General features: G+C 73.5%; 12 protein-coding genes. 10 read left to right on the top strand and 2 right to left on the bottom strand.

From position 1 onward, the window contains the following. Positions 1-23: 23 nt before the first annotated feature. Both IRY44_RS25605 and IRY44_RS25610 read right to left on the bottom strand, forming a co-directional pair. The gene (locus IRY44_RS25605) at positions 24-908 is read right to left on the bottom strand and encodes a WXG100 family type VII secretion target (protein ID WP_194802783.1); all 885 of its coding nucleotides are present in this window, start codon (positions 906-908) and stop codon (positions 24-26) included. Then, positions 905-1,315 carry a YbaB/EbfC family nucleoid-associated protein gene (locus IRY44_RS25610; protein WP_091416601.1) on the bottom strand — a complete coding sequence of 137 codons (411 nt, stop codon included), beginning with the start codon at positions 1,313-1,315 and terminating at the stop codon, positions 905-907. Before IRY44_RS25610 ends, IRY44_RS25605 begins: the two co-directional genes overlap by 4 nt. A 252-nt stretch (positions 1,316-1,567) precedes the next feature. Between IRY44_RS25610 and IRY44_RS25615 the strand changes: the two genes are divergently transcribed. The 10 genes from IRY44_RS25615 to IRY44_RS25660 all read left to right on the top strand — a co-directional run bounded on the left by IRY44_RS25615 (position 1,568) and on the right by IRY44_RS25660 (position 20,112). After that, positions 1,568-1,888 carry a WXG100 family type VII secretion target gene (locus IRY44_RS25615; protein ID WP_091416604.1) on the top strand — a complete coding sequence of 107 codons (321 nt, stop codon included), beginning with the start codon at positions 1,568-1,570 and terminating at the stop codon, positions 1,886-1,888. A 37-nt stretch (positions 1,889-1,925) separates the two neighbouring features. Next, complete coding sequence (locus IRY44_RS25620; protein ID WP_194802784.1) at positions 1,926-2,228, top strand: WXG100 family type VII secretion target; 303 nt, start codon at positions 1,926-1,928, stop codon at positions 2,226-2,228. 195 nt (positions 2,229-2,423) lie between these two features. Beyond that, complete coding sequence (locus IRY44_RS25625) at positions 2,424-3,197, top strand: hypothetical protein (RefSeq protein ID WP_228532790.1); 774 nt, start codon at positions 2,424-2,426, stop codon at positions 3,195-3,197. 42 nt (positions 3,198-3,239) lie between these two features. Then, positions 3,240-6,620 carry a hypothetical protein gene (locus tag IRY44_RS25630; RefSeq protein ID WP_194802786.1) on the top strand — a complete coding sequence of 1,127 codons (3,381 nt, stop codon included), beginning with the start codon at positions 3,240-3,242 and terminating at the stop codon, positions 6,618-6,620. A 2-nt stretch (positions 6,621-6,622) separates the two neighbouring features. Beyond that, positions 6,623-7,021 (top strand): hypothetical protein, encoded by a 399-nt coding sequence (locus tag IRY44_RS25635; protein ID WP_194802787.1) that lies wholly within the window; start codon positions 6,623-6,625, stop codon positions 7,019-7,021. After that, on the top strand, positions 7,018-10,977 hold the full coding sequence (eccCa, locus tag IRY44_RS25640; RefSeq protein ID WP_370585013.1) for a type VII secretion protein EccCa: 3,960 nt from the start codon (positions 7,018-7,020) through the stop codon (positions 10,975-10,977). The genes IRY44_RS25635 and eccCa overlap by 4 nt, the downstream gene beginning before the upstream one ends. 13 nt (positions 10,978-10,990) lie before the next feature. Then, a complete protein-coding gene (gene eccD, locus IRY44_RS25645; RefSeq protein WP_194802788.1) occupies positions 10,991-12,400 on the top strand; it encodes a type VII secretion integral membrane protein EccD in 1,410 nt (469 codons plus the stop codon). Positions 12,401-12,406: 6 nt separating this feature from the next. After that, positions 12,407-13,762: a type VII secretion protein EccB gene (eccB, locus tag IRY44_RS25650; RefSeq protein ID WP_194802789.1), complete on the top strand. Its 1,356-nt coding sequence runs from the start codon at positions 12,407-12,409 to the stop codon at positions 13,760-13,762. Between the two features lie 7 nt (positions 13,763-13,769). Then, the gene (locus tag IRY44_RS25655; RefSeq protein ID WP_194802790.1) at positions 13,770-16,823 is read left to right on the top strand and encodes a hypothetical protein; all 3,054 of its coding nucleotides are present in this window, start codon (positions 13,770-13,772) and stop codon (positions 16,821-16,823) included. A 4-nt stretch (positions 16,824-16,827) separates the two neighbouring features. Continuing rightward, entirely contained in the window at positions 16,828-20,112 is a 3,285-nt protein-coding gene (locus tag IRY44_RS25660) for a right-handed parallel beta-helix repeat-containing protein (RefSeq protein ID WP_281599536.1), read from the top strand. The last annotated feature ends 21 nt before the right edge of the window (positions 20,113-20,133 follow it).

The raw sequence follows: 20,133 nt of genomic DNA on the forward strand, positions 1-20,133 counted from the left end.
AGCGAGGCGCGGGTGGGTGGCGCTCAGGCGCCGGGGATGATCGGGGTGGGCGTGCCGTCGGGCGCGTAGCTCAGGTACAACGGCTGGTAGCCGGGCGCGGTGGGGTCCACGGCCGGGTTCTCCTTGACCACGAAGAACCGGCCCTGTCCGGGATCGATCGTCGTGCCGTCGGGCGTGGTGACGGGGGTGCCGGTAAGCGGGGTGATCGAGTCGTACAGGTTCGCGTCCACCCGGGTGGTGCCGTCCTCGAACGGGTTGAGCGCGATCAGCCGGTACTCCTCGGGCAGCGGCCGGCCGCCGACGTGCGCGGTCGCGTACTCCGGAGCCGTGAAGTAGGACGAGATCGCCGGGTGGGCGGCGGTGAGCGGGGTCGGCGCCTCGGCGGGCTCCAGCGGCAGCATCGGGGTGCCCTGCTGCTGCGGAAGGAGCCGGGCCCGCTCGCCGACCGGCTCGCCGACCGCCAGGCGGCGGGACAGCAGATGTTGCCGGCGCGGCTCACCCTCCGCGGCGGGCTCCAGCGCCGGGTTCGTGACCGCCGCCCGCGTCGTGTACGGGGGGCGGTCCAGGTCGTCGAAGTCCTTCGCCATCTTCCGGCTGACGTCCAGGGCGGCCTCGTCGGCCTCCCGGTACGCCCGGCCGCTCTCCGTGAGGCCCTGGGCGGTGTAGCGCAGGGTGCCCTTGACGCCGCCGATGATCGCTTCGAGGTTGTCCAGGCCCTCCAGGAACTTGGTCGAGAACTGCTCGCCCATGTCGTCGTCGCCCCAGGCGTTGGCGTACCGGGCGCGCAGGGCGGTCAACTGGGCGAGGTAGGACTCGTAGAGCTGCACGTGCGACTCGTACGCCTTGCCGAGCCCTTCCACGCCGTCCGGGTCGACCCACAGCCGTCCGCCGGGATTGTTGCTGATCATTCGGGCCCCCGGGTCAGGAGTTCCCGCACGCTCGTCACCATGCGGGGTTCCTTGGGCAGGAACGCGTCGGCCCCGGCCTGGCCCCGGACCAGCTTGTGGGCGTCGAGGCCGTCCGGCAGCACCGGCGCCAGCACCTCGGCCGCCTGGTTCATGACCTGTTCCTTGGCGTCGGCGTAGGTCTCCAGGATGAGCCGGGTCAGGTCGGCGGTGGTGAGCCGCTTGTGGGCGCCGGAGGGGAACTGGATGTCGGTCAGCACGCCGTTCTGGCCGACGGTCACGCTCACCTCCCGCCGCGGTGACGTCGCGGTGGCCGAGAGGGCGCTCATCCGGGCCTGCATCTCGGCGAGGCTGTTGCGCTGCCGCTCGTACTCCTGGAACAGGCCTTCGATGCGCTCGCTGTAGTTCACGACGGACCACTCCCTCGACGTCGCGGTCCAGTGAAGACGCCGCCGCGGTCGAGCCGGAACTCCGGCCGGGGATCAGTGCATGAAAGTGCAACCACTCTTCCCGGGCTGTCGGCCGGCGCCGCCCGTTCCGGGGGCACTGCCGTGCAATGTTGGGTGACGTTCGGACATGGTGGCGCGACCGGGTTGCCGCGGGGCACGGCCGCGGATCAACACTCTTCCCTGCCACCTTTCCCTGACACGAGGAGTCCGACCGTGACGATGCCGATCGTCAGCACCACCGAAGAGGGTATGCAGCGGGCTGCCCAGGAGTTCTCCGACAAGGCCACCGAATTCACCGGCCAGCTGCGCGCGGTCAACGGCCAGATGGCCATCCTGATCTCCTCCTGGACCGGCCAGGCGTCGCAGGGATTCAACCAGGCCATGGACAACTGGGAGAACGCCTTCCAGCGGGTGATCAACGAGCTGCTCAACATGCTCGAGGTCATGGGTGTCACCACCAAGGGCTACCAGACGGCCGAGGACGAGGCGTCGAGCGTGGCCAACTCCTTCGGTGCGGCCCTGCCGGGCATCTGAGCCGCACCCCGACCCCCGATCTCCCGAGAGGACCGACATGTCCAACTACACCTTCGATTTCGTGCAGGCAGACGCCGTGCTGACCGACATGAACCGCATCAACGGCCAGATCCAGTCGTCGCTGGAGGGGATGGAGCAAACGGTCGAGGCCAGCCTCGCCCAGTGGACCGGTGCCGCCCAGGAGCAGTACAAGGTCTCGAAGCTGGCCTGGAACCAGGCGGCCGACTCGATGGTCGCCTACCTCGAGCAGGCCCGCCAGACTCTGCTGCAGATCTCGGACAACTACGGCACCACCGAGCAGCGTCACGCCATGATCTGGAACGACGTCCGCGGCGGCTGATCCGCTCGACGGCCGCCGCGGACGCGTGGCGGCCTACCACGTTGTCCGTCCCCGGCCCGGTGAGCTTGACGACCCGGGCCGCTGGGGTCTGCGCCTTCGTTCCGCCGTCGACATTCGAGTGGAGTGAGTTCCTTGGCCACCATTGACTGGGGATATCCCAACGACAAAGCCATCAGCGCGATGGACGCCTACGGCATGGGTGACGACGTCCTCAAGAAGCCGGACGGCACCGTGCAGGCGGCGTACGACTCCTGGATGGCCTTCTACAACAAGCACCAGAACAGCCGCACCGGGGTGAACTTCGAGAAGTGGAAGGACGAGGTCCGCGCGGAGCATCCGGAGTGGATCGAGGCCCGCGACTGGTACGACAAGAACATCCTCGACACCGACGGCTGGAAGAACCTCGTCAAGACGTACAAGGACAACATCACCGACCCGTCGAACGTGAAGCCGCCCGCGTTCACCGACCAGTCCGACTGGATCGACGACAAGATCTCGACCGGCTCGGGCTTCGAACCACCGGCGATCAACCCGACGTTCAAGGGTGACACCGCCTCGACCAGTGGCGTGGCGGTCAACACCGCCGCGCTGAAGTGGTTCGCGGAGGACGTGCTGGGCCGCATCACCGGCGCCGGGAACATCCTGCTCACCACGGCCGACAAGCTGAGCGCGATCGACCCGCGGCCCGGTGCCTTCGCCCGGGCCGAGGTGCTGCGGCAGGCGATCGTCGGGGCGACGGCCCACGACGGCGGCGTCAAGGGCGACATGAAGGACATGCTCGTCAACATGAACACCGCCCTGCTCGCGGTGCAGACCGCCCTGCTGAAGATGGCCGCGGAGTACGAGAACCTCGAAGAGCTCAACGCGCTCACCACCGACAAGCTCAGCGAGATCATGGGTGACTCCTTCAATGGCCTGGACAACCTGAAGACCTACGGCCAGAAGGTCGTCAAGACCGACGGAAACTGACGCGGGCGAACAGGTCTCGCCGCTCGCGAAGAGGGACAGGGCATGGGCAACGGTCTCGGTGACAGCAAGCTCGACGGGTGGAACGACCCCGCGGAGGAGGCGGCCACCTTCCCACCGAAGGCGGTCCCCGTCAGCGACCTGTACGACTACCAGACCTGGGCGAAGGAGACCCGGGGCTGGCGGAAGCTCGAGGCCGCGGTGAACGGTGGCGCCGCGCTGACCACCGAGAGCGGGCGGGACCACGCCGAAACGCTGGTGAGCGTCCGGTCCGTCGTCGAGACCGCGCAGGCCTTCCAGGCGACCCAGGACCTGCTGATCTGGCTCGAACAGACCATCCGTACCGCTGTCACCTCGATGGTCGGCGACGACAAGGCGTGGAAGGGGCCGGCGGCCAACGGGTTCCGCGACAAGATGAACTACTACGCCGACCTGCTCGGCAAGCAGGCCGAGCACCTGGCCGGCGGCGCGGTTCCGGACTCCACCACGGTGTCCAACGACATCAACTCGTCGACGAACGTCACGTCGCTTCCGTCGCAGCTCTACGACGCCGCCAACCACCTCTCCTGGGCCCAGCAGACGATCGCCTACCTGGACGGCGCCTGGGCGACGATCGCCTCCCAGAACGGCGTCGGCAGCGGCGACGGCCCGGTGCCGATCAGCGGCACCGAGTACGAGAAGCCGATGGCCCTGCAGATGGCCGATGTCGTCCACACGGTCGCCGAGAAGTACCGGATGACCACCGACAAGGCGGCGACGTCCACGGTCAGCATGCCCACGCCCAGCATCAACGTGCCGACGGGCCCGCCGATCCCGTCGCCGACCTTCACGACGCCGACGTTCACGACCCCGCCGGGGCTCACCCCGCCGGGCTTCACCACGCCGCACATCGGCGGCATCACCACGCCGGCCGTCAGCGCGCCGCCGAACATCACGGTGCCCACGATCACCCCGCCGAACCTGGCGGGCATCGGTGGCCCGGGTCCCGGCCAGGGGCCGGGAGGAATCACCCCGCCGACGTTCTCGGGTCCCGGTGAGATCGGTGGCCCCACGCCCGGCGGCGGCAGCAGCGGGCTGCCCGGCTTCGACGCCCCGGGCATCAACGGGCCGGGGGGAGCCGGTTTCCCGGGCGGTGGCGGCCTACCGGGTGGTGGCGGCCTGCCGGGCGGGTTCGTCCCCGGTGTGGTTCCGCCGGGCATCAAGCCGCCCGGCTCGGCCAACCTGGGCGGCGGCGCGGGCGGCGCCGGTTCGGTCAGGCCGCCGTCGTTCTCCGGACCGGGTGACGTGGGCGGCCCGAAGCCCGGGGCGGGCACGGGCGCAGGCATCGGCAGACCGGGCGGCGGCTTCACCGCGCCGGGCGTCCCCGGCTTCGGCTCACCCGGCGGCGCCGGCCCCGGCGCGGGCGGTAGCCCGAGCCTGCCGGAGAAGCCGGACGCGAACGGGCTGCTCGGCAACAGCGACGACTTCGTCCCCGGCGCCGTCGACGGTGTGGACATCCCGGCCGCCCCCGGCGGCGCCGTGCCCGGTGGCGGCGGCTTCCAGTCGCCGATGATGCCGGGCATGCCCGGCGCGGGCGCTCCCGGTGCCGGTGCCGGCGGCGGATCCGGTGTCCCCGAGGCCCCTGACGCCAAGGGCCTGGTGGAGGGCGACGAGGCGGACTGGCGGTCACCCGGGTTCGACGGCGTGCAGGTCCCCGGCGCGCCGGCCGGCGCCTCGTCCGGCGGCGCCGGGCTCGGTGCGGGCATGCCGCCCATGCCCGGCATGCCGGGGCCCGCGGGCGGCGCGAACAATCCCGGCGGGGCCGAGTCGCCCGACGCCCGGGGACTCGTCAGCGGCGATCCGGAGGCCTGGGGACCGGTGGGCGTGGACGCGGGTGTACCGGACGGGTCGGGCGGTGCGCCGGCCGGTGGTGACGGGCTCGGCGTCGACGGCCCGCAGATCCCCGCCGCCCCGCCCGTGGTTCCGGGCGTCGGCGTCGACTCGCCGGTCACGGCGCCGGGCGGCCCTGCCATGCCGATGATGCCCGGAGCGCCGGGTGCGCCGGGCGCCGGCACGTCCGGCGGCGGTGTCCCGGACGCGCCCGACGCCTCCGGGCTGATCCAGGCCGACCTCGACGACTGGCGCCCGTCGACCCCCGACACCGGCACACCGCAGGCGCCCGCTGGAGCGGGCGCGGGCGGCGCCGGGCTGGGGGAGCCGGCCCACTCCGCGCCTCCCGTGCCGCCGAGCACCGGTGCGACGCCGCCGACGGCCGGTGTGGTGCCGCCGACGGCCGGCCCGCCGGGCAGCAACGCGCCTGCTGGCACCACACCCCGGACCGCGCCCGACGCGTCCGGCCTGATCCGGCCGGACGGGGCCGACTGGACCCCGGCCGGACCGGGGGACGGCGCGCCGGAGACGGGTGGCGGCACGGCGGCCGGTGGCGCGGGACTCGACGGCTCCGCGCCGGTCGCCGGCGTGCCGGGCTCGCAACCGGGCCCGGACGGTCCGCCCGCCGGCCCGGATCCGGGCGGGCCGGAGGCCGCCGCCGAGGAACCGGCCGCGCCGGAGGTTCCGGCAGCGCCCGTGCCCGGCATCGGCGGTACGTCGCCGGGTGCGCCCGTACCCGAGGTGATCGCACCGCCGACGGCGGTGGAGGTGCCGACCGTGGTCGACCTGTCCCCAGCGGTGGAACCGCCGCCGCGGGCCGAGCCGCCCGCGGCCGGCGCACCGCCCACGGTTGTTGCGCCGCCTCCAGCCGTCGCGTCGCCTCCGGCCGTCGTGTCGGCTCCGGCGGAGCCGGTGGTCGGCGGTGTCGTGGCGGCTCCGGTGATCGTGGGCCAGCCGGGCGTGCCCGGCCAGCCGGGCCTGCCCGCCCAACCCGGCCCGGTGGCGAACCCACCCGCCCAGGCAGCCGCGCCGAACCAGCCGGCACAGTCGAATCCGCCGGCGCAGCCGAACCCGCCCGGGCAGGGGAACCCGCCCGCGCAGGCGAACCAGACGGCGTCGCCGGGAGGCGGCAGTCCGGAGGGGACGCACCGGAAGACCGGCGTGGCCGCTGCCGTGGCCGACGGTGAGGTGGCGGTCGCGGTCCCCGGCGCTCTCGGGCTGGCCGCCGCCGCCGTGGCCGGACTCGCCGGTCCCGGACCGCAGACGTCCGGCCGCGCGACGGTCGGCGCGGACCCCGGCGACCCGGCCCGGGCCGGCACGGTCCGGCGTCCCTCCGACCGCGACGACGACAGCGAACCCGGCGCCGGCCGGGAGCCCGCCGCCGGGCTGCGCGAGGACGACGCCGTCTGGGGCGGTGACCACGCCCGGCCGGCGGCCGACGACCACGTGCCGCTGGTCCGCCCGGACGACGACCCGGACGACACGGCGGGCTGGGACGACCTCAGCGACGCGGACTGGCTGACCGGACCGTCAGCTGACGACGGCAGGGAAGGGTGACCATGTCGGAGACACCGCAGCCCCCGCGCGCCGTCTGGCGGCGCGTGGCACCCGCGAAGGCGCCCCGGCCGTCCGACGGCACAATCGACTTCTTCAGCGCCGACCTGGAGAAGATGCGGCGGTGCGGTGAGCCCGGCGTCAGCGACGCCGAGTTCACGGCGTCGCTCGCCGACGAGGAGAAGGCTGCCGCCGCCCGCGCCGAGGCGTTCTGGGCCGAGCAGGAGCGACGCCGCAGGGACGAGGAGGAGCGGGCGAAGAAGGAGAAGAAGCGCCAGGCCGAGGAGGACGACGACGTCAAGGTGGCCGAGCGCTACCGCAACGACCGCTACGCGGTGAAGCTGCTGCGCCAGGAGCGCACCGTCTGGGGCGGCGACGGCGCGGACGCGGGGACACTCGGATGAGTACGGTCACCGTCAAGCGACCGCCCCGCGCGCCGGGCCCGGAGGCGCCGGAAGGTTCCATCGAGCTCCAGGAGCCGCCGCTGATGGCGGAGGAGGCCCCGCTCGACTTCCGCTCGTTCGCGATGGTCGTGCCGATGGGCCTCGGCATGGGCGCGATGCTCGCCATGTTCGGCCTCTACAACCGCACCCCGATCATGTACGTGATGGGCGGCGCGATGGCCGGCGGCATGCTGCTCATGGGCGTCATGCAGATCGGCCGGGCGGCCGCCGAGCGCAAACGCAAGATGCGCGGCGAGCGGCGTGACTTCCTGCGCTACATCGGGCAGCTGCGCAAGCAGGCCCGCGAGGCCGCCGACCAGCAGCGCCGGCACGTGCTGTGGAACAACCCGCAGCCGGGCTGGCTGTGGTCGATCGCGATGGGCAGCCGGCTGTGGGAGCGCCGGCCCAGCCACGACGACTTCGGCCGGGTCCGGATCGGTCTCGGCCGGCAGACCGCGATGCTGAAGTTCAACCCGCCGTCGACCAAGCCGATCGAGGACCTCGAACCGCTGTCGTCGATCTCGCTGCGCCGGTTCTCCGAGGCGTACCGGACGGTGTCCGGCATCCCCACCTCCGTCGGCCTGCCGAGCTTCACCAGCGTCGAGTTCGAGGGGGCGATCGACCCGGCGATCGACCTGGCCCGCGCCGTGGTGGCGCAGCTCGCCACCTTCCACGCCCCGGACGAGCTGCGGATCGCGGTGCTCGCCGCCGAGGTGCACCGGGGTCCGTGGGAGTGGGTCAAGTGGCTGCCGCACAACGCCCATCCCACCGCGTACGACGCGGCGGGCCCGGTCCGGATGTTCGCCGGCAGCCACGACGCGCTGATGGACATGCTCGGCCCGGAGATCACCGACCGGGGCGACCACGACCGGGCCGTCAAGTCGACCACCACCGAGCCGTTCCTGGTGATCGTCGCGCACCTGGTGGACCTGCCGGACAGCTCCCGCCTGCTCGGCGCGGGCATCCGCAACGTGGTGCTGCTCGACCTGACCGGCGCGATGCCCGGCGGTCCCAAGGTGCTGCGGCTGACCGTCACCGACGACGTCGTGGAGTTCCCGGCCGGCGCCACGACCGGCTCGGCCAAGCGGGACGGCCTGGACCGGACCCGGTGCGAGGCGCTGGCCCGGATCATCGCGCCGAAGCGGACCAGCGGCACGCTGGAGGTCTCCGACGAGCCGCTGGACACCAGCTTCGAGCTGACCACGCTGCTCGGCATCCGCGACGCGATGACCTTCGACGTGCCGGCGCTGTGGCGGACCCGGACGCCGCAGCGCAACCGCCTCATGGTGCCGATCGGCGTCACCGAGGAGGGTGAGGTCATCGAGCTGGACCTGAAGGAGTCCGCGCAGGGCGGCATGGGACCGCACGGCCTGCTCATCGGCGCCACCGGCTCGGGCAAGTCGGAGCTGCTGCGTACCCTCGTCTGCGGCCTGGCCGCGACGCACAGCTCGGAGATCCTCAACCTGGTGCTCGTCGACTTCAAGGGCGGCGCCACCTTCCTCGGCATGGACAAGCTGCCGCACACCTCGGCGGTGATCACCAACCTGGCCGACGAGCTGCCGCTCGTCGACCGGATGCAGGACGCGCTCAACGGCGAGATGACCCGGCGGCAGGAGATGCTGCGGGCCAGCGGCTACGCCTCGCTGTTCGACTACGAGAAGGCGCGCGGCAACGGCGCCCAGCTCGTGCCGTTCCCGGTGCTGCTGATCATCGTGGACGAGTTCAGCGAGCTGCTGTCCAGCAAGAGCGAGTTCATGGACCTGTTCGTGTCCATCGGCCGGCTCGGCCGGTCGCTCGGCGTGCACCTGCTGCTCGCCTCCCAGCGGCTGGACGAGGGGCGGATCAACCGGGTCGAGGGGCACCTGTCGTACCGGCTGGCGCTGCGCACGTTCTCCTCGATGGAGTCGCGGTCGGTGATCGGCGTGGGCGCGGCGTACGAGCTGCCGCCCGAGCCGGGAAACGGCTACCTGAAGGTGGACACCACGAACCTGGTGCGCTTCAAGGCGGCGTACGTCTCCGGCGCGTACACCGGAAGTGGACGCCGCGGCGGCGTCGCGGACGCCGGGGACGAGCCCACCGCGGACGTGGTGCCGTTCACCACCCGGCAGGTGGCGGTGCGCCACGACCCCGGGCCGGATCGCGTGGCCGAGCAGGTCGAGGAGCCCGCCGCCGACGCGAACGGGCCGAGCCTGGTCGAGGTGCTGCTGGACCGGCTCGCCGGCTCGGGCCCGCCGGCCCGCCAGGTCTGGCTGCCGCCGCTGTCCAGCGCGCCCAGTCTGGACTCGCTCATGCCGAGCGTGCTGCCCGACCCGGTACGCGGCATGACCATCGACGACCCGGCCGTCCAGGGTGGGCTGCGGGTTCCGGTGGGTGTGGTGGACCGGCCCGCCGAGCAGTTGCGCGAGCTGCTGGTGGTCGACCTGAACGGAGCGGACGGCCACGTCGGCATCGCCGGCGCCCCGCAGAGCGGCAAGTCGACGCTGCTGCGCAGCCTGATCCTGGCGCTGTCGCTGGCGAACACGCCGCGTGAGGTGCAGTTCTACGGCCTCGACTTCGGCGGCGGCGGGCTCGCCTCGATCGCCGGCCTGCCGCACGTCGGCTCGATCGCCACCCGGATGGAACGCGACCGCGTCGTCCGGACGGTCGAGGAGGTCCTCCAGGTCATGGAGCGACGCGAGGCCGAGTTCGCGCGGCACGGCCTCGACTCCATGTCCACCTACCTGGCCAAGGTCGCCGAGGGGGTGATCGAGGACGGCTTCGGGCACGTCTTCCTGGTCATCGACGGCTGGTACACGATGAAGCAGGACTTCCAGGAGCTGGAGCAGAAGTTCCAGGAACTCGCCTCGCGTGGCCTGTCCTTCGGCGTGCACGTGATCGTCACCGCGACCCGCTGGTCGGAGCTGCGTACCTGGATGCGGGACCTGCTGGGCACGAAGCTGGAGCTGCGGCTCGGCGACGCGATGGAGTCCGAGCACGGCTCCCGCAAGGCGGCCACCGTGCCCAACCAGGTCGGCCGCGGCCTCACCGGCGGCGCGCTGCACTTCCTGGCCGCGCTGCCCCGGATGGACGGCAGCTCCGAGGTGGGCGACCTGGCCGAGGCGACCAAGTCGGTGGTCGAGGAGATCGGCACGTTCTGGCCCGGCCCGGCCGCCCCGCCGGTACGGATGCTCCCGGCGCACCTGATGGTCGAGACACTGCCGCCGCCCGAGTCCGACTTCAAGTTCGTCATCGGCCAGGACGAGCAGCGTCTCGCCCCGGTCTGGCACGACTTCATGACCACCCCGCACATGCTGGTCCTCGGCGACAGCGAGACCGGCAAGACCAACATGCTCCGGCTCGTCCTGCGGTCCATCCAGCAGCACTACCCGCCGGAGCGGGCGAAGGTCGTGCTCGGCGACTCGCGCCGCGACCTGGACACCGCGATCGGCGCCGCGTACCAGGTGGGCTTCGCGTTCACCGGCGACAAGATGCACGAGCTGGCCGGCCAGGCGTCGGTCTCGATGAACCGGCGGATGCCCGGTGCGGACGTCTCGTCCGAGCGGATGCGCAGACGCGACTGGTGGGAGGGGCCGGAGCTGTTCGTCATCGTCGACGACTACGACCTGATGACCAAGAGCACCGGGATGGGCTCGACGCTCGACCCGCTTCTGCCGTTGCTGGCCCAGGGCGCCTACATCGGCCTGCACGTGATCGTCGCGCGCAGCACCTCCGGCGCGATGCGGGCCATGATGGACCCGGTGATCCGGCGGATGTGGGAGCTGGGCACGCCCGCGACGCTCTTCTCCTACCCCAAGGAGGAGGGCAAGTTCCTCGGCGAGGCGAAGCCCCGCCAACTGCCGCCCGGACGCGCCCAGCTCGTCACCCGGCGCGGCGTACGCCTGATGCAGACCGGTTTCGTGTCGGACACGGCCCGATGAGAGAGGCTCGCTGGTGACCGCAGCGCTCAACGACCAACTGTGCCGGATCACGGTGATCGGCCCGGCGCGCCGGGCCGATCTGGCCGTACCGGCCCGGATGCCGGTGGCGAACCTGATGCCGCTGCTGGTGCGGCACACCACCGACCTGGCCCGGGTGCCCGACGGCGAGGTGCCCGACGAGTCGTGGGTGCTGCAACGCCTCGGTCAGGCGCCGTTCGAGCTGTCCGGTACGCCGGAGAGCCTGGACTGGCTGGAGGGCGAGGAACTGCACCTGCGCCCGGCGCAGGACCCGCTGCCCGAACTCGACTTCGACGACCTGGCCGAGGGCGTCGCCACAGTGGTCAACCGGCGGGCCGACAGGTGGCAGCCGGAGTACCGCCGGGTGCTGTTCCTGGTGCTCTCCCTGGTGGCGATGGGCCTGATCGCCGCCGTCCTCGTGGACCGGGGCCCGGTGCTGCCCCAGGTGATCGCCGGCGCGGTGCTCGCGGCCGGGTTGTTCACCGCGGCGATCGTCAGCGCCCGCCAGCAGACCGACGGCGCGTTCCCGCTGCTGTTCGGCGGCGGCGCGGCGTTCTTCGCGGCGGTGGCCGCGTCCAGCGCCGTCGACGGTGACCCGGACGGCGTGGCCTGGACCGCCGCCGCCGGGCTGGCCGCCGCCGTCGCGGTCGTCGGGGTGACCGCGTTCCTGCTGATCGCGCAGCGGACGGTCACACCGGTCATGCCGTTCGCCCCGCTGCTGATCGTCGCGCTGACCGCCGCGATGGTGGTGCTCGTCCTGCTGGCCGGCGACGGGTTCGCGCTCACCGCGCCGCAGGTGTCCGCCGTAGCGGTGTCGGTGATCCTGGTGCTGATCGTGATCGCGCCGCGGGCGGCGGTGAAGCTGGCCCGGCTGCGCGGACCGCAGCTGCCGAAGACCGGCGCCGACATGTCGTACGACATCGAGCCGGAGGACTCCGACCTGGTCAAGTCGCGCGCCGACGAGGCGGACACCTACCTGACCGCCTGCATGACCGCGTCCGCGCTGGTCCTGCCGGTGCTGATGCACCACACCATGCGGGCGCCGGGCTGGTCCGGGTGGACGCTCGTGCTGGTGACATCGAGTGCAATCCTGTTGCGCTCGCGTACCTTCTTCGGTTTCTGGCAGCGGGTCGCCCTGGTCGCGGCCGGTACCGTCGGCTACCTCATGGTGGCCCTGATGTTCTCCGACGAGCTCGCCCCGACCGGCCGGTACGTCCTGCTCGGCGGGCTCGTCGCCCTCCTGGTGCCGCTGGTGATGGCCGCGCTGCGGCCGTGGCCGCGACGCATGCTGCCGTTCTGGGAGTACACCGCCGGCGGGCTGGACGTCGCGACCGGCCTGGCCGTGCTGCCGGTGCTCGCCCAGGTGCTCGGGCTCTACGCCTGGGCCCGCGGACTCTTCGGGTAGCCGGCCGTGCAGACCCAGCGCGACCACGTCCACGCCCACCAGTTCATGATGGGCCGGTTGAGTTCCGCCCTGGTGCAGGGCGACCCGTCCACAGCGGAGATACCCGGGCAGCGTGCCGTCACCGGCCTGGCCTTCGGGGTGCTCATCAGCGTCCTGGTCGTCGCCGGGTTCGCCGTCTACGGCTGGATCGTCCCCGGCGGCAGCAAGGCGTACACCCGCAGCGGCGTGATCCTGGTCGAGAAGGAGAGCGGCAACCGGTACGTCTACCTCGACGGGATGCTGCGCCCGACGCCGAACCTGACCTCGGCCATGCTGATCCAGGGCAGCGGCGCCACCGTGAAGCTCATCTCCAAGGAGTCGATCAAGGACGTCCCGCGCGGACCGTCGATCGGCATCGACGGCGCCCCGCAGTCGGTCGCCACCGGGCAGATGGTCGCCGGTCCGTGGCTGGCCTGCCTGCCCGGCTCGGTCACCGACGAACCCGGCGACCGCCTCGGCCTCAACCTCGACCCGCGCGCCGAGGCGGTACCGCTGCCGGCCGACCGCTTCGCCGTCGTCCGCGCCGCCGACGGACCCACCTATCTGGTGACCGCCGGCCGCAGGCACCGGGTCGTCGACCCGGCGGTGCTCGTCGCGCTCGGCGCCACCACCACCCGCAAGGTGCCCGCACCGCAGGACTGGCTCGACTTCCTGCCCGACGGGCCGGACCTGGCCCCGGCCACGATCCCCGGCGCGGGCCGCTCCGGGCGGGTCGGCGACCGGACGTACCCGATCGGCACACTGTTCCGGCAGCGGCCCGACACCGGCGCCGAACAGTTGCTGGTGCTGCGCCGCGACGGCCTCGCGCCGCTGAGCCGGACCGAGTTCCTGCTCGCCACCGCCACCTCCGGTGAGGAGCCGGTGGAGCTGAGCGCCGCCGACCTCGCCGCGGCCCGGATGTCGGCCGACCGGTCACTGCTCACCCGGCTGCCCGATCTGACCGGCCTCACCCCGCAGGAACCTGGCCCGTACGCGCTGTGCCTGCGCCAGAGCGCGGTCGACGGGACACGGTTCGACAGCACCGCCGTGCTCGCCCCGCTGGCCCGCTCCGGTGTCCGCCCCGACGGCCGCGCGACGGTGCTCACCGCGCCCGGCAGCGGCATGGCGGTGCTTCCGGCGCCGGTCGGCTCCGGTGCGGCGCAACCCCTGCCCACGTACATCGCGGACGACGGAAAGGCGTACCCGATCGGCGACCAGGACGCGGTACGGGCGCTCAAGCTCGACCGGGTCGTGAACGTTCCCTTCCCGAGAGAACTACTCGCGCTGGTGCCCCAGGGCCCGGCGCTGAGCATGAGGGCCCTCGCGGCCGCAGAAGTGGGGTAGGTCGATCATGGCAACCCGGTTCCGGGACCTGTTCGGCGGCGGCAAGGACCGCCCCGAGGGCGTCGTCCAGCACACCGTCGGCAACGCCCTGGTGGTGCACGCCGACGACGCCATCAGCCCGGAGGCCCAGTCGCTGGCGCTGTCCATGATCGAGGACGCGGAGAACGACGTGGTCGTGCTCGACCTCGGCGACGGCATGCCGATCAGCGCGTGGGAGTCGATGGCCGGTGTGCTGCCGCGCCGCCGCCGCGGCATCCGGCTCATCGCCTGCGGCCGGCACGGCAACTCGGCCGCGATGGCCGGTCAGTGGCTCTCCGAACGCCTCAACCGCACCGTCATCGCCCCGGACGGCGACCTGGTACGCGGCTCCGCCGGAACGCTGTTCGTCCACTCCGCACCGGGCAGCGGCTGGGTGCGGTTCCGGCCCGGCCGTCCGCCCGCCTGGGACGCCAAGCGCTACCCGACGCCGCGATGGGACCGGGCCGCGATCGACACCCGGCCGTCCAGCGCCACCGCCGAGATCGAGCCGATCCCCGCCGGGGTCTGGATCCACAGCAACCGCGACCCGCAGGTGGTCGACCCGCAACGCCAACGGCTCACCGCGTACGTGCCGTGTCAGGCCGCGACCATGACCGTGCTGCTGGGCTGCCCCGGCACGCCGCCGCTGTCGCTCGACGACGTGGTGCGCTTCTGGCGCGGACTCGACGAGGAGAACCGGCAGCGGGTGCGCTTCGTGCAGTTCGGCGAGGTCCGCATCCCCGAGGGCGAGGCGTTCGGCCAAGCGCTCGCCGACCTGCTGAACACCGACGTCACCTGCTACACCGGCGTACCGATCGGCAGCCCGCACCGGTACGAGATCCGCACCGTGCTGCCGGACGGCGCGTTCGGCTGGGCGCCGTACGCGCTCGAACTGTCCTACACGCCCCGGGCGCACCCCAACTCGCGGGCCCGCCGGCCCGCCGTGCTCAGCCACCGCCCGCCGCTGCCCGGCGCCGAGGAGGTCGCGCCCCGGGTCTACTGGTTCGCACCCGGCGCCGTGGTCGAGGTGGTGCAGACCGGTCTCTGGGTACGCTCCACCGTCGAGCCGAAGAACGCCGAGCAGGTCCGGTCCGCGATGCTCGACGCGGGCAGCGGCACGCTGGTCTTCGACGACACCGTCCACTCCACCGCCCACCGGATGCGGGAACTGGCGCTCGACCTGGCCGCACGCGTCGACGGCATGGCGGGTACGAGCCGGGCGCTGATGCCGGCGTCGGTGCTGGTGCCCGGCGCGAAACCGGCCAGCCGGGCCGAGGTGGTCATCGACCTGGAAGCCGAGACGCGGGCGGTGGGCACGACCGTGCCGGTGCCCGCGTACGTGGAGGCCGCCCCGCCCGCGCCTGTCGCACCGCCCGCGGCGGACGGTGTGGTGGTCGCCGTTCCCGCCCCGGTCCCGGCCGTCCCCGCCGATCGGGACCAGCCGGCCGCACCTCCCGCGGTGCCGCTTCCGGCCGCGCCGCTCGTCCCGGAACTGCCGGCGCCGCCCGCGATACCGTTCGTTTCCGCGCTCCCGGATCCGCCCGCGGTGCCGCTGCCGGCAGCGCCTCCGGTCGTCTCCGAGCTGCCCCCGCCGCCGGTCGTGGCGACGCTGCCGGAACCGCCCGCGGTGCCGGTCGTCTCCGAGCTGCCCGTACCGCCGGTCGCGTCCGGGCCACCTGCGGCGAAGCCGGTGCCGATCGCGTCCGACCTGCCCGAACCTCCCACGGTGCCGATCGCGTCCGAGCTGCCGCCTCCGCCCGCGGTGCCGCCGCCGGTGGCGCCCGTGGTGGTGTCCGCACCCGCGCCGCCGGTCGGGCCGGTGGCCGCTGCCGACTCCGGTGACGGGCCCTCGGCGGCACCCGTCGAGGACGCCGGGCGCGACGCGTACCCCGCGCCCCCCACCATGCCGGCGGGCTTCGGCGAGCCGGCACCACCGACCATGCCTGCCGGGTTCGGCCATGCGTTCGCGGCCCCGCCGGTGGCGGCCGGGCCGGCGGCGCCGCTCACGGCCGCGCCGTCGATGCCGGTCGTCGCGGTCGACCTGCCGTCCGCCGGCGCCGGTCCGTCGCCCGTGACCGCGCCCGCGCGGACCGTCGAGCCCGGCGGACCGACCGCACCTACCGGACCGGCCGCACCCGCCGGACACGTCAAGCCGTCGGACGCCGCCGAGCCGTCTTCCGGGAACGCCGGACCGTCGGAGGCCGCCGAACCGTCGGAGGTGGCCGCCGAGGCACGCGTGCAGCCGGTGCCCCCGGCCGGCGCCGGTGCCCTGCTCTCGGACAAGAAGGGACTCGCCGACGAGCGCGCCTGGCTGCGCCGCACGCTCAGCCGCGAGTTCGACGTGATGGCCAGCTCGGTGTCCCGGATCATGTCCGAGCACCCGGGCATGCAGGGCTCCGGCGTGCCCACCGAGGACGTGCTCGCCGACACGGTCGCGCTGCGGCTCTACCTGACCGGCCGGGGACCGGGCGTCGACGCCGGACTGCGCTCCGGCCGCAAGGGACCGCACGTGCCGTTCGCGCGGTGCGTGGTCGCCGGGGTCTCCCGGATGCCGTCGTTCCGGGGCACCACCGTCTACCGGCTGTCGCCGACCGACGGGGAGTGGGCGCTCTACCAGGACCGGCGGCTGGTCACCGACTGGAGCTTCGTCAACGCGCTGACCCAGCCGTGCGCGTCCGAGGACGGCGACACCGACGTGCTGATCTGGTCGATGACCGCCCGCCGGACCAGCCTGCTGGAACCGGAGGGGGACGAGCACGTCGAGGACCGGGTGCTGTTCCTGCCCGGCACGAACTTCAAGGTGCTGGACCTGCGCCGGCCCTCCGCGGACGAGCGCGGCGCGGTCCTGCTGCGGGAGATCGGCGCCAACGAGATCGACGACACCGGCCGGGTCGACTCCAACCGGGTGTCGCTGGACGAGCTGGCGCTCACGTCGCTGCGGCGCAGCGTGGACCGCTGGGCCTCGGCCGAGCCCCGGGTACGCATCGGCGCGGCGGCCCGCGGGCGCCTGCGGGTGCTGCCCGGGCTGGACCGGAAGGGATGACGCGGTGAGTCGGCAGGTTCTTGTGGTGGGTGACCGGAAGCCGGGTTCCTATCCGACGATCGGCTCCGCGCTGTCCCGGGCCGAGCCCGGCGCCACCATCGACGTCCACCCCGGCCGGTACGTCGAGAAGCTCGTGGTCGGCGATCGGGTGACGATCAGCGCCGCCCAGCCCGGCACCGTCGAGGTGCACGTGGAGGAGGGCAGCGTCCTCGTCGTCCGCGGTGAGGGCGCCCACTTGCGCGGCATCACGCTCAGCAGCGCCGACACGACGCTGGCCGCGGTCGACGTGTACGCGGGCGAGGTCGCGCTCGACGACTGCCGGGTCGGCGGCGCCTCCTGGGTGACGCTGCTGGCCCGCATGCAGGGCACCGTCGCGCTGCGCGGCTGCGACGTGACCAGCTCGGCCGGCGCGGGCGTGGTGGTGATGTCGGCCGGGTCGAGCACGATCGAGGACACCGACGTCCACGACGTCGCCACGAGCAGCGTGGTGGCGGGGGAGCAGAGCGCGCTGACGCTGCGCCGCTGCCGGCTGCGGACGGCGGGTGCGAACAGCGTCTGCGCCGGCGGCGACGCCCGGCTCACCATCGAGCAGTGCGAGATCACCGGCGCCGGCAAGCCCGCCCTGGTGGTCGAGCAGCGCGCCTGGGCCCGCATCCGCGGCCTGTCCGTCACCGGCAGCGGCAACGTCGACGTCTTCGTCCGGGGCGAGGCGGACGTGCAGATCAGCGACTCGACGTTCACCGGCGCCGCGGTGCAGTCGGCGCACATCGCCGAGGGCGCGTCGCCGGAGTTCCGGAACTGCACGTTCGGCGGCGCCGGCCACACCGCCGTGCAGGTGCTCGGCGGCGGCCGGCCGACCTTCACCGACTGCACCGTCGAGGACACGCCGGTGGGCATCGCCGTCAACGGTGGTGCGCCCCGGTTCCTCGGGCTGACCGTGCGGGGCACGCGCGACCACGTCGCCGTGCTCGCCGGTGAGTCGGCTGTCGTGCTCCAGCGGCTACGCGCCGAGATCACCACCGGCGGCGGGGTGCTGGTCCAGGACGGCGCCTCGCTGGAGGGCACCGACCTGGTGGTGGACGCGGGCGAGGCGACGGCGCTCGCGCTGACCGGCCCCGCGCGCGGCGTCGTCCACGAGGCCCGCCTCACCGGCACGGGCGCGGCCTGCGTCCGGGTGGGGACCGGCGCCGACCTGACGCTGCGCGCGGCCCTGCTGCGCGGTTCCGGCGCGCTGGCCGAGGGTGCCCTCCGGCTGGGGGACAGCGAGATCGTCGGCGCGGTCCGCGACGGCCTGCGGGTCACCGGGTCGGCGACCGTCACGCAGACCCGGGTGCGGGACGCCCGGGCCGACGGGATCGTCTTCGAGGCGGGCTCCCGGGGGTCGGTGAGCGACGGGGAGGTGCTCGGCAGCGGCGCGGCCGGCATCGGCGTGGACACCGTGGAGCCGGTGGCGCTCACCCGGTGCGTGGTGCGCGACAGCGGCACCGAGGACGTCCGCCGCGCCCCCGGCGCCACAGTGACCACCGAGGCGCTGACGGTGGGCCGTCCGCCGGCCACCCCGGCGCCCGCCGGCCCGCCGGCCGCCGCGCCGGTCCCGGTCGCCGACGACGGGGGTACGGCGGAGGACGGCGCGGACGAGCTGAGTGAGCCGCTCCGCGAGTTGAACGGGCTGATCGGCCTGCGCGGGGTGAAGCAGGAGGTCACCGCGCTGATCAACCTGATCAAGATGTCGCAGGTCCGGCTCCAGATGGGTCTGCCGATGCCGCCGATGAGCCGGCACCTGGTCTTCGCCGGCCCGCCCGGCACCGGCAAGACCACTGTGGCCCGCCTGTACGGCTCGGTGCTCAAGGAGCTGGGCATCCTGTCCAAGGGCCACATGGTGGAGGCGGCGCGGGCCGACCTGGTGGGCCAGTACATCGGCTCCACCGCGATCAAGACGACCGAGCTGGTCACCAAGGCACTCGGCGGCGTGCTCTTCATCGACGAGGCGTACACGCTGTCCAGCGGTTCGGGCGGCTCCGGGCCGGACTTCGGCCAGGAGGCCATCGACGCGCTGATGAAGATGATGGAGGACCACCGCGACGAGCTGGTGGTGATCGTCGCGGGCTACTCCGAGCTGATGGAGCAGTTCCTCGCCTCCAACCCCGGCATGGCGTCGCGGTTCACCCGCACCATCGAGTTCCCCAACTACTCCGTCGAGGAACTCGTCACCATCACCTCGAACCTGGTCAGCAAGCACTACTACGAGCTGACCGACGACGCGGTGGAGGCGCTCACCGCGTACTTCACCCGGGTGCCGAAGAACGCCACGTTCGGCAACGGCCGGGTGGCCCGCAAGCTGTTCGAGGCGCTGATCAACAACCAGGCGTCGCGCCTGGCGACCACGCCGCCCACGAAGGACAACGAGCTCAACCGGCTCACCGCCGCCGACGTCGAACCCGAGCTGGCGCTGCTGGAGGACCTGCCGGTCGAGCAGGGCGAGCAGCCCGACGCGGCGACCGACCCGACCGGCGCGATAAACGCGGCCCGCAGCTGGAAGCGGATCTGCGGCCTGGTCGGCGGGCAGCGGGTCAAGGAGGCGGCCGGGCAGACGCTGTTGCAGCTCTGCGAGGGCCGCAACCGCCGGCGCGGCCCCGGCCGCACCGGCAACGTGCTGCTCGCCGGCCGGGCCGGCAGCGGCCGCAGCGAGTACGCCCGGCTCTACGCCGCATGCCTGTCGGAGCTGGGCCTGGTGCCGGTCGGCCAGCTGGTGCGGGTGAGCACGAGCCGGGAACTGGCGCCGCAGTGGCCCGGCCAGGCCGGCAGCCTGGTGGACGCGGTCCTCGACGACGCGGCCGGTGGCGTGCTCCAGCTCGACTACGTCGACGACGCCTCCGGCGTCGCGCCGGAGATCGCCGAGGCGCTGGTGGGCCGGATGCGTTCCCGGCTCGGCGACCCGGTGGTGGTGCTGACCGGCGAGGAGGCGGCCCTGGCGAGCCTGCGGGCCGCGGTGCCGGCGGTGAACGAGGTGTTCGGCCAGCAGTGGTCGGTGCCGGAGTTCAGCACCGACGAGCTGGCCGCGATCGTGCTGCGACACCTGGTGCGGCGGGGTCACGAGGTGCCCGACGACGTCCGGGCCGCGCTGACGCAGCTGGCCGGCCGGCTGCCCGAGCGCACCGTCCACGCCGCCCACCAGTTCTCGCTCGCGCTGACCCGGCGCACCGGCTCCCGTACCCTCGCGCTCGCCGACCTGGCCGCGCCCGGCCCGGCGGCCGGCGAGCGGCTCGGCGGCCTGGCCGCCGTCGGCTGACCACCCGACCGTCACACACAG

It is taken from the genome of Micromonospora sp. ANENR4 (genome assembly GCF_015354395.1).
Lineage (GTDB): Bacteria > Actinomycetota > Actinomycetes > Mycobacteriales > Micromonosporaceae > Micromonospora > Micromonospora aurantiaca.

Excerpts from the sequence above, each read along its gene's own strand:
- eccCa (WP_370585013.1), top strand. The coding sequence starts at position 7,018 with ATGAGTACGGTCACCGTCAAGCGACCGCCCCGCGCGCCGGGCCCGGAG.
- IRY44_RS25625 (WP_228532790.1), top strand. The coding sequence starts at position 2,424 with ATGGGTGACGACGTCCTCAAGAAGCCGGACGGCACCGTGCAGGCGGCG.
- IRY44_RS25605 (WP_194802783.1), bottom strand. The coding sequence starts at position 908 with ATGATCAGCAACAATCCCGGCGGACGGCTGTGGGTCGACCCGGACGGC.
- IRY44_RS25630 (WP_194802786.1), top strand. The coding sequence starts at position 3,240 with ATGGGCAACGGTCTCGGTGACAGCAAGCTCGACGGGTGGAACGACCCC.
- IRY44_RS25655 (WP_194802790.1), top strand. The coding sequence starts at position 13,770 with ATGGCAACCCGGTTCCGGGACCTGTTCGGCGGCGGCAAGGACCGCCCC.
- IRY44_RS25620 (WP_194802784.1), top strand. The coding sequence starts at position 1,926 with ATGTCCAACTACACCTTCGATTTCGTGCAGGCAGACGCCGTGCTGACC.
- IRY44_RS25635 (WP_194802787.1), top strand. The coding sequence starts at position 6,623 with ATGTCGGAGACACCGCAGCCCCCGCGCGCCGTCTGGCGGCGCGTGGCA.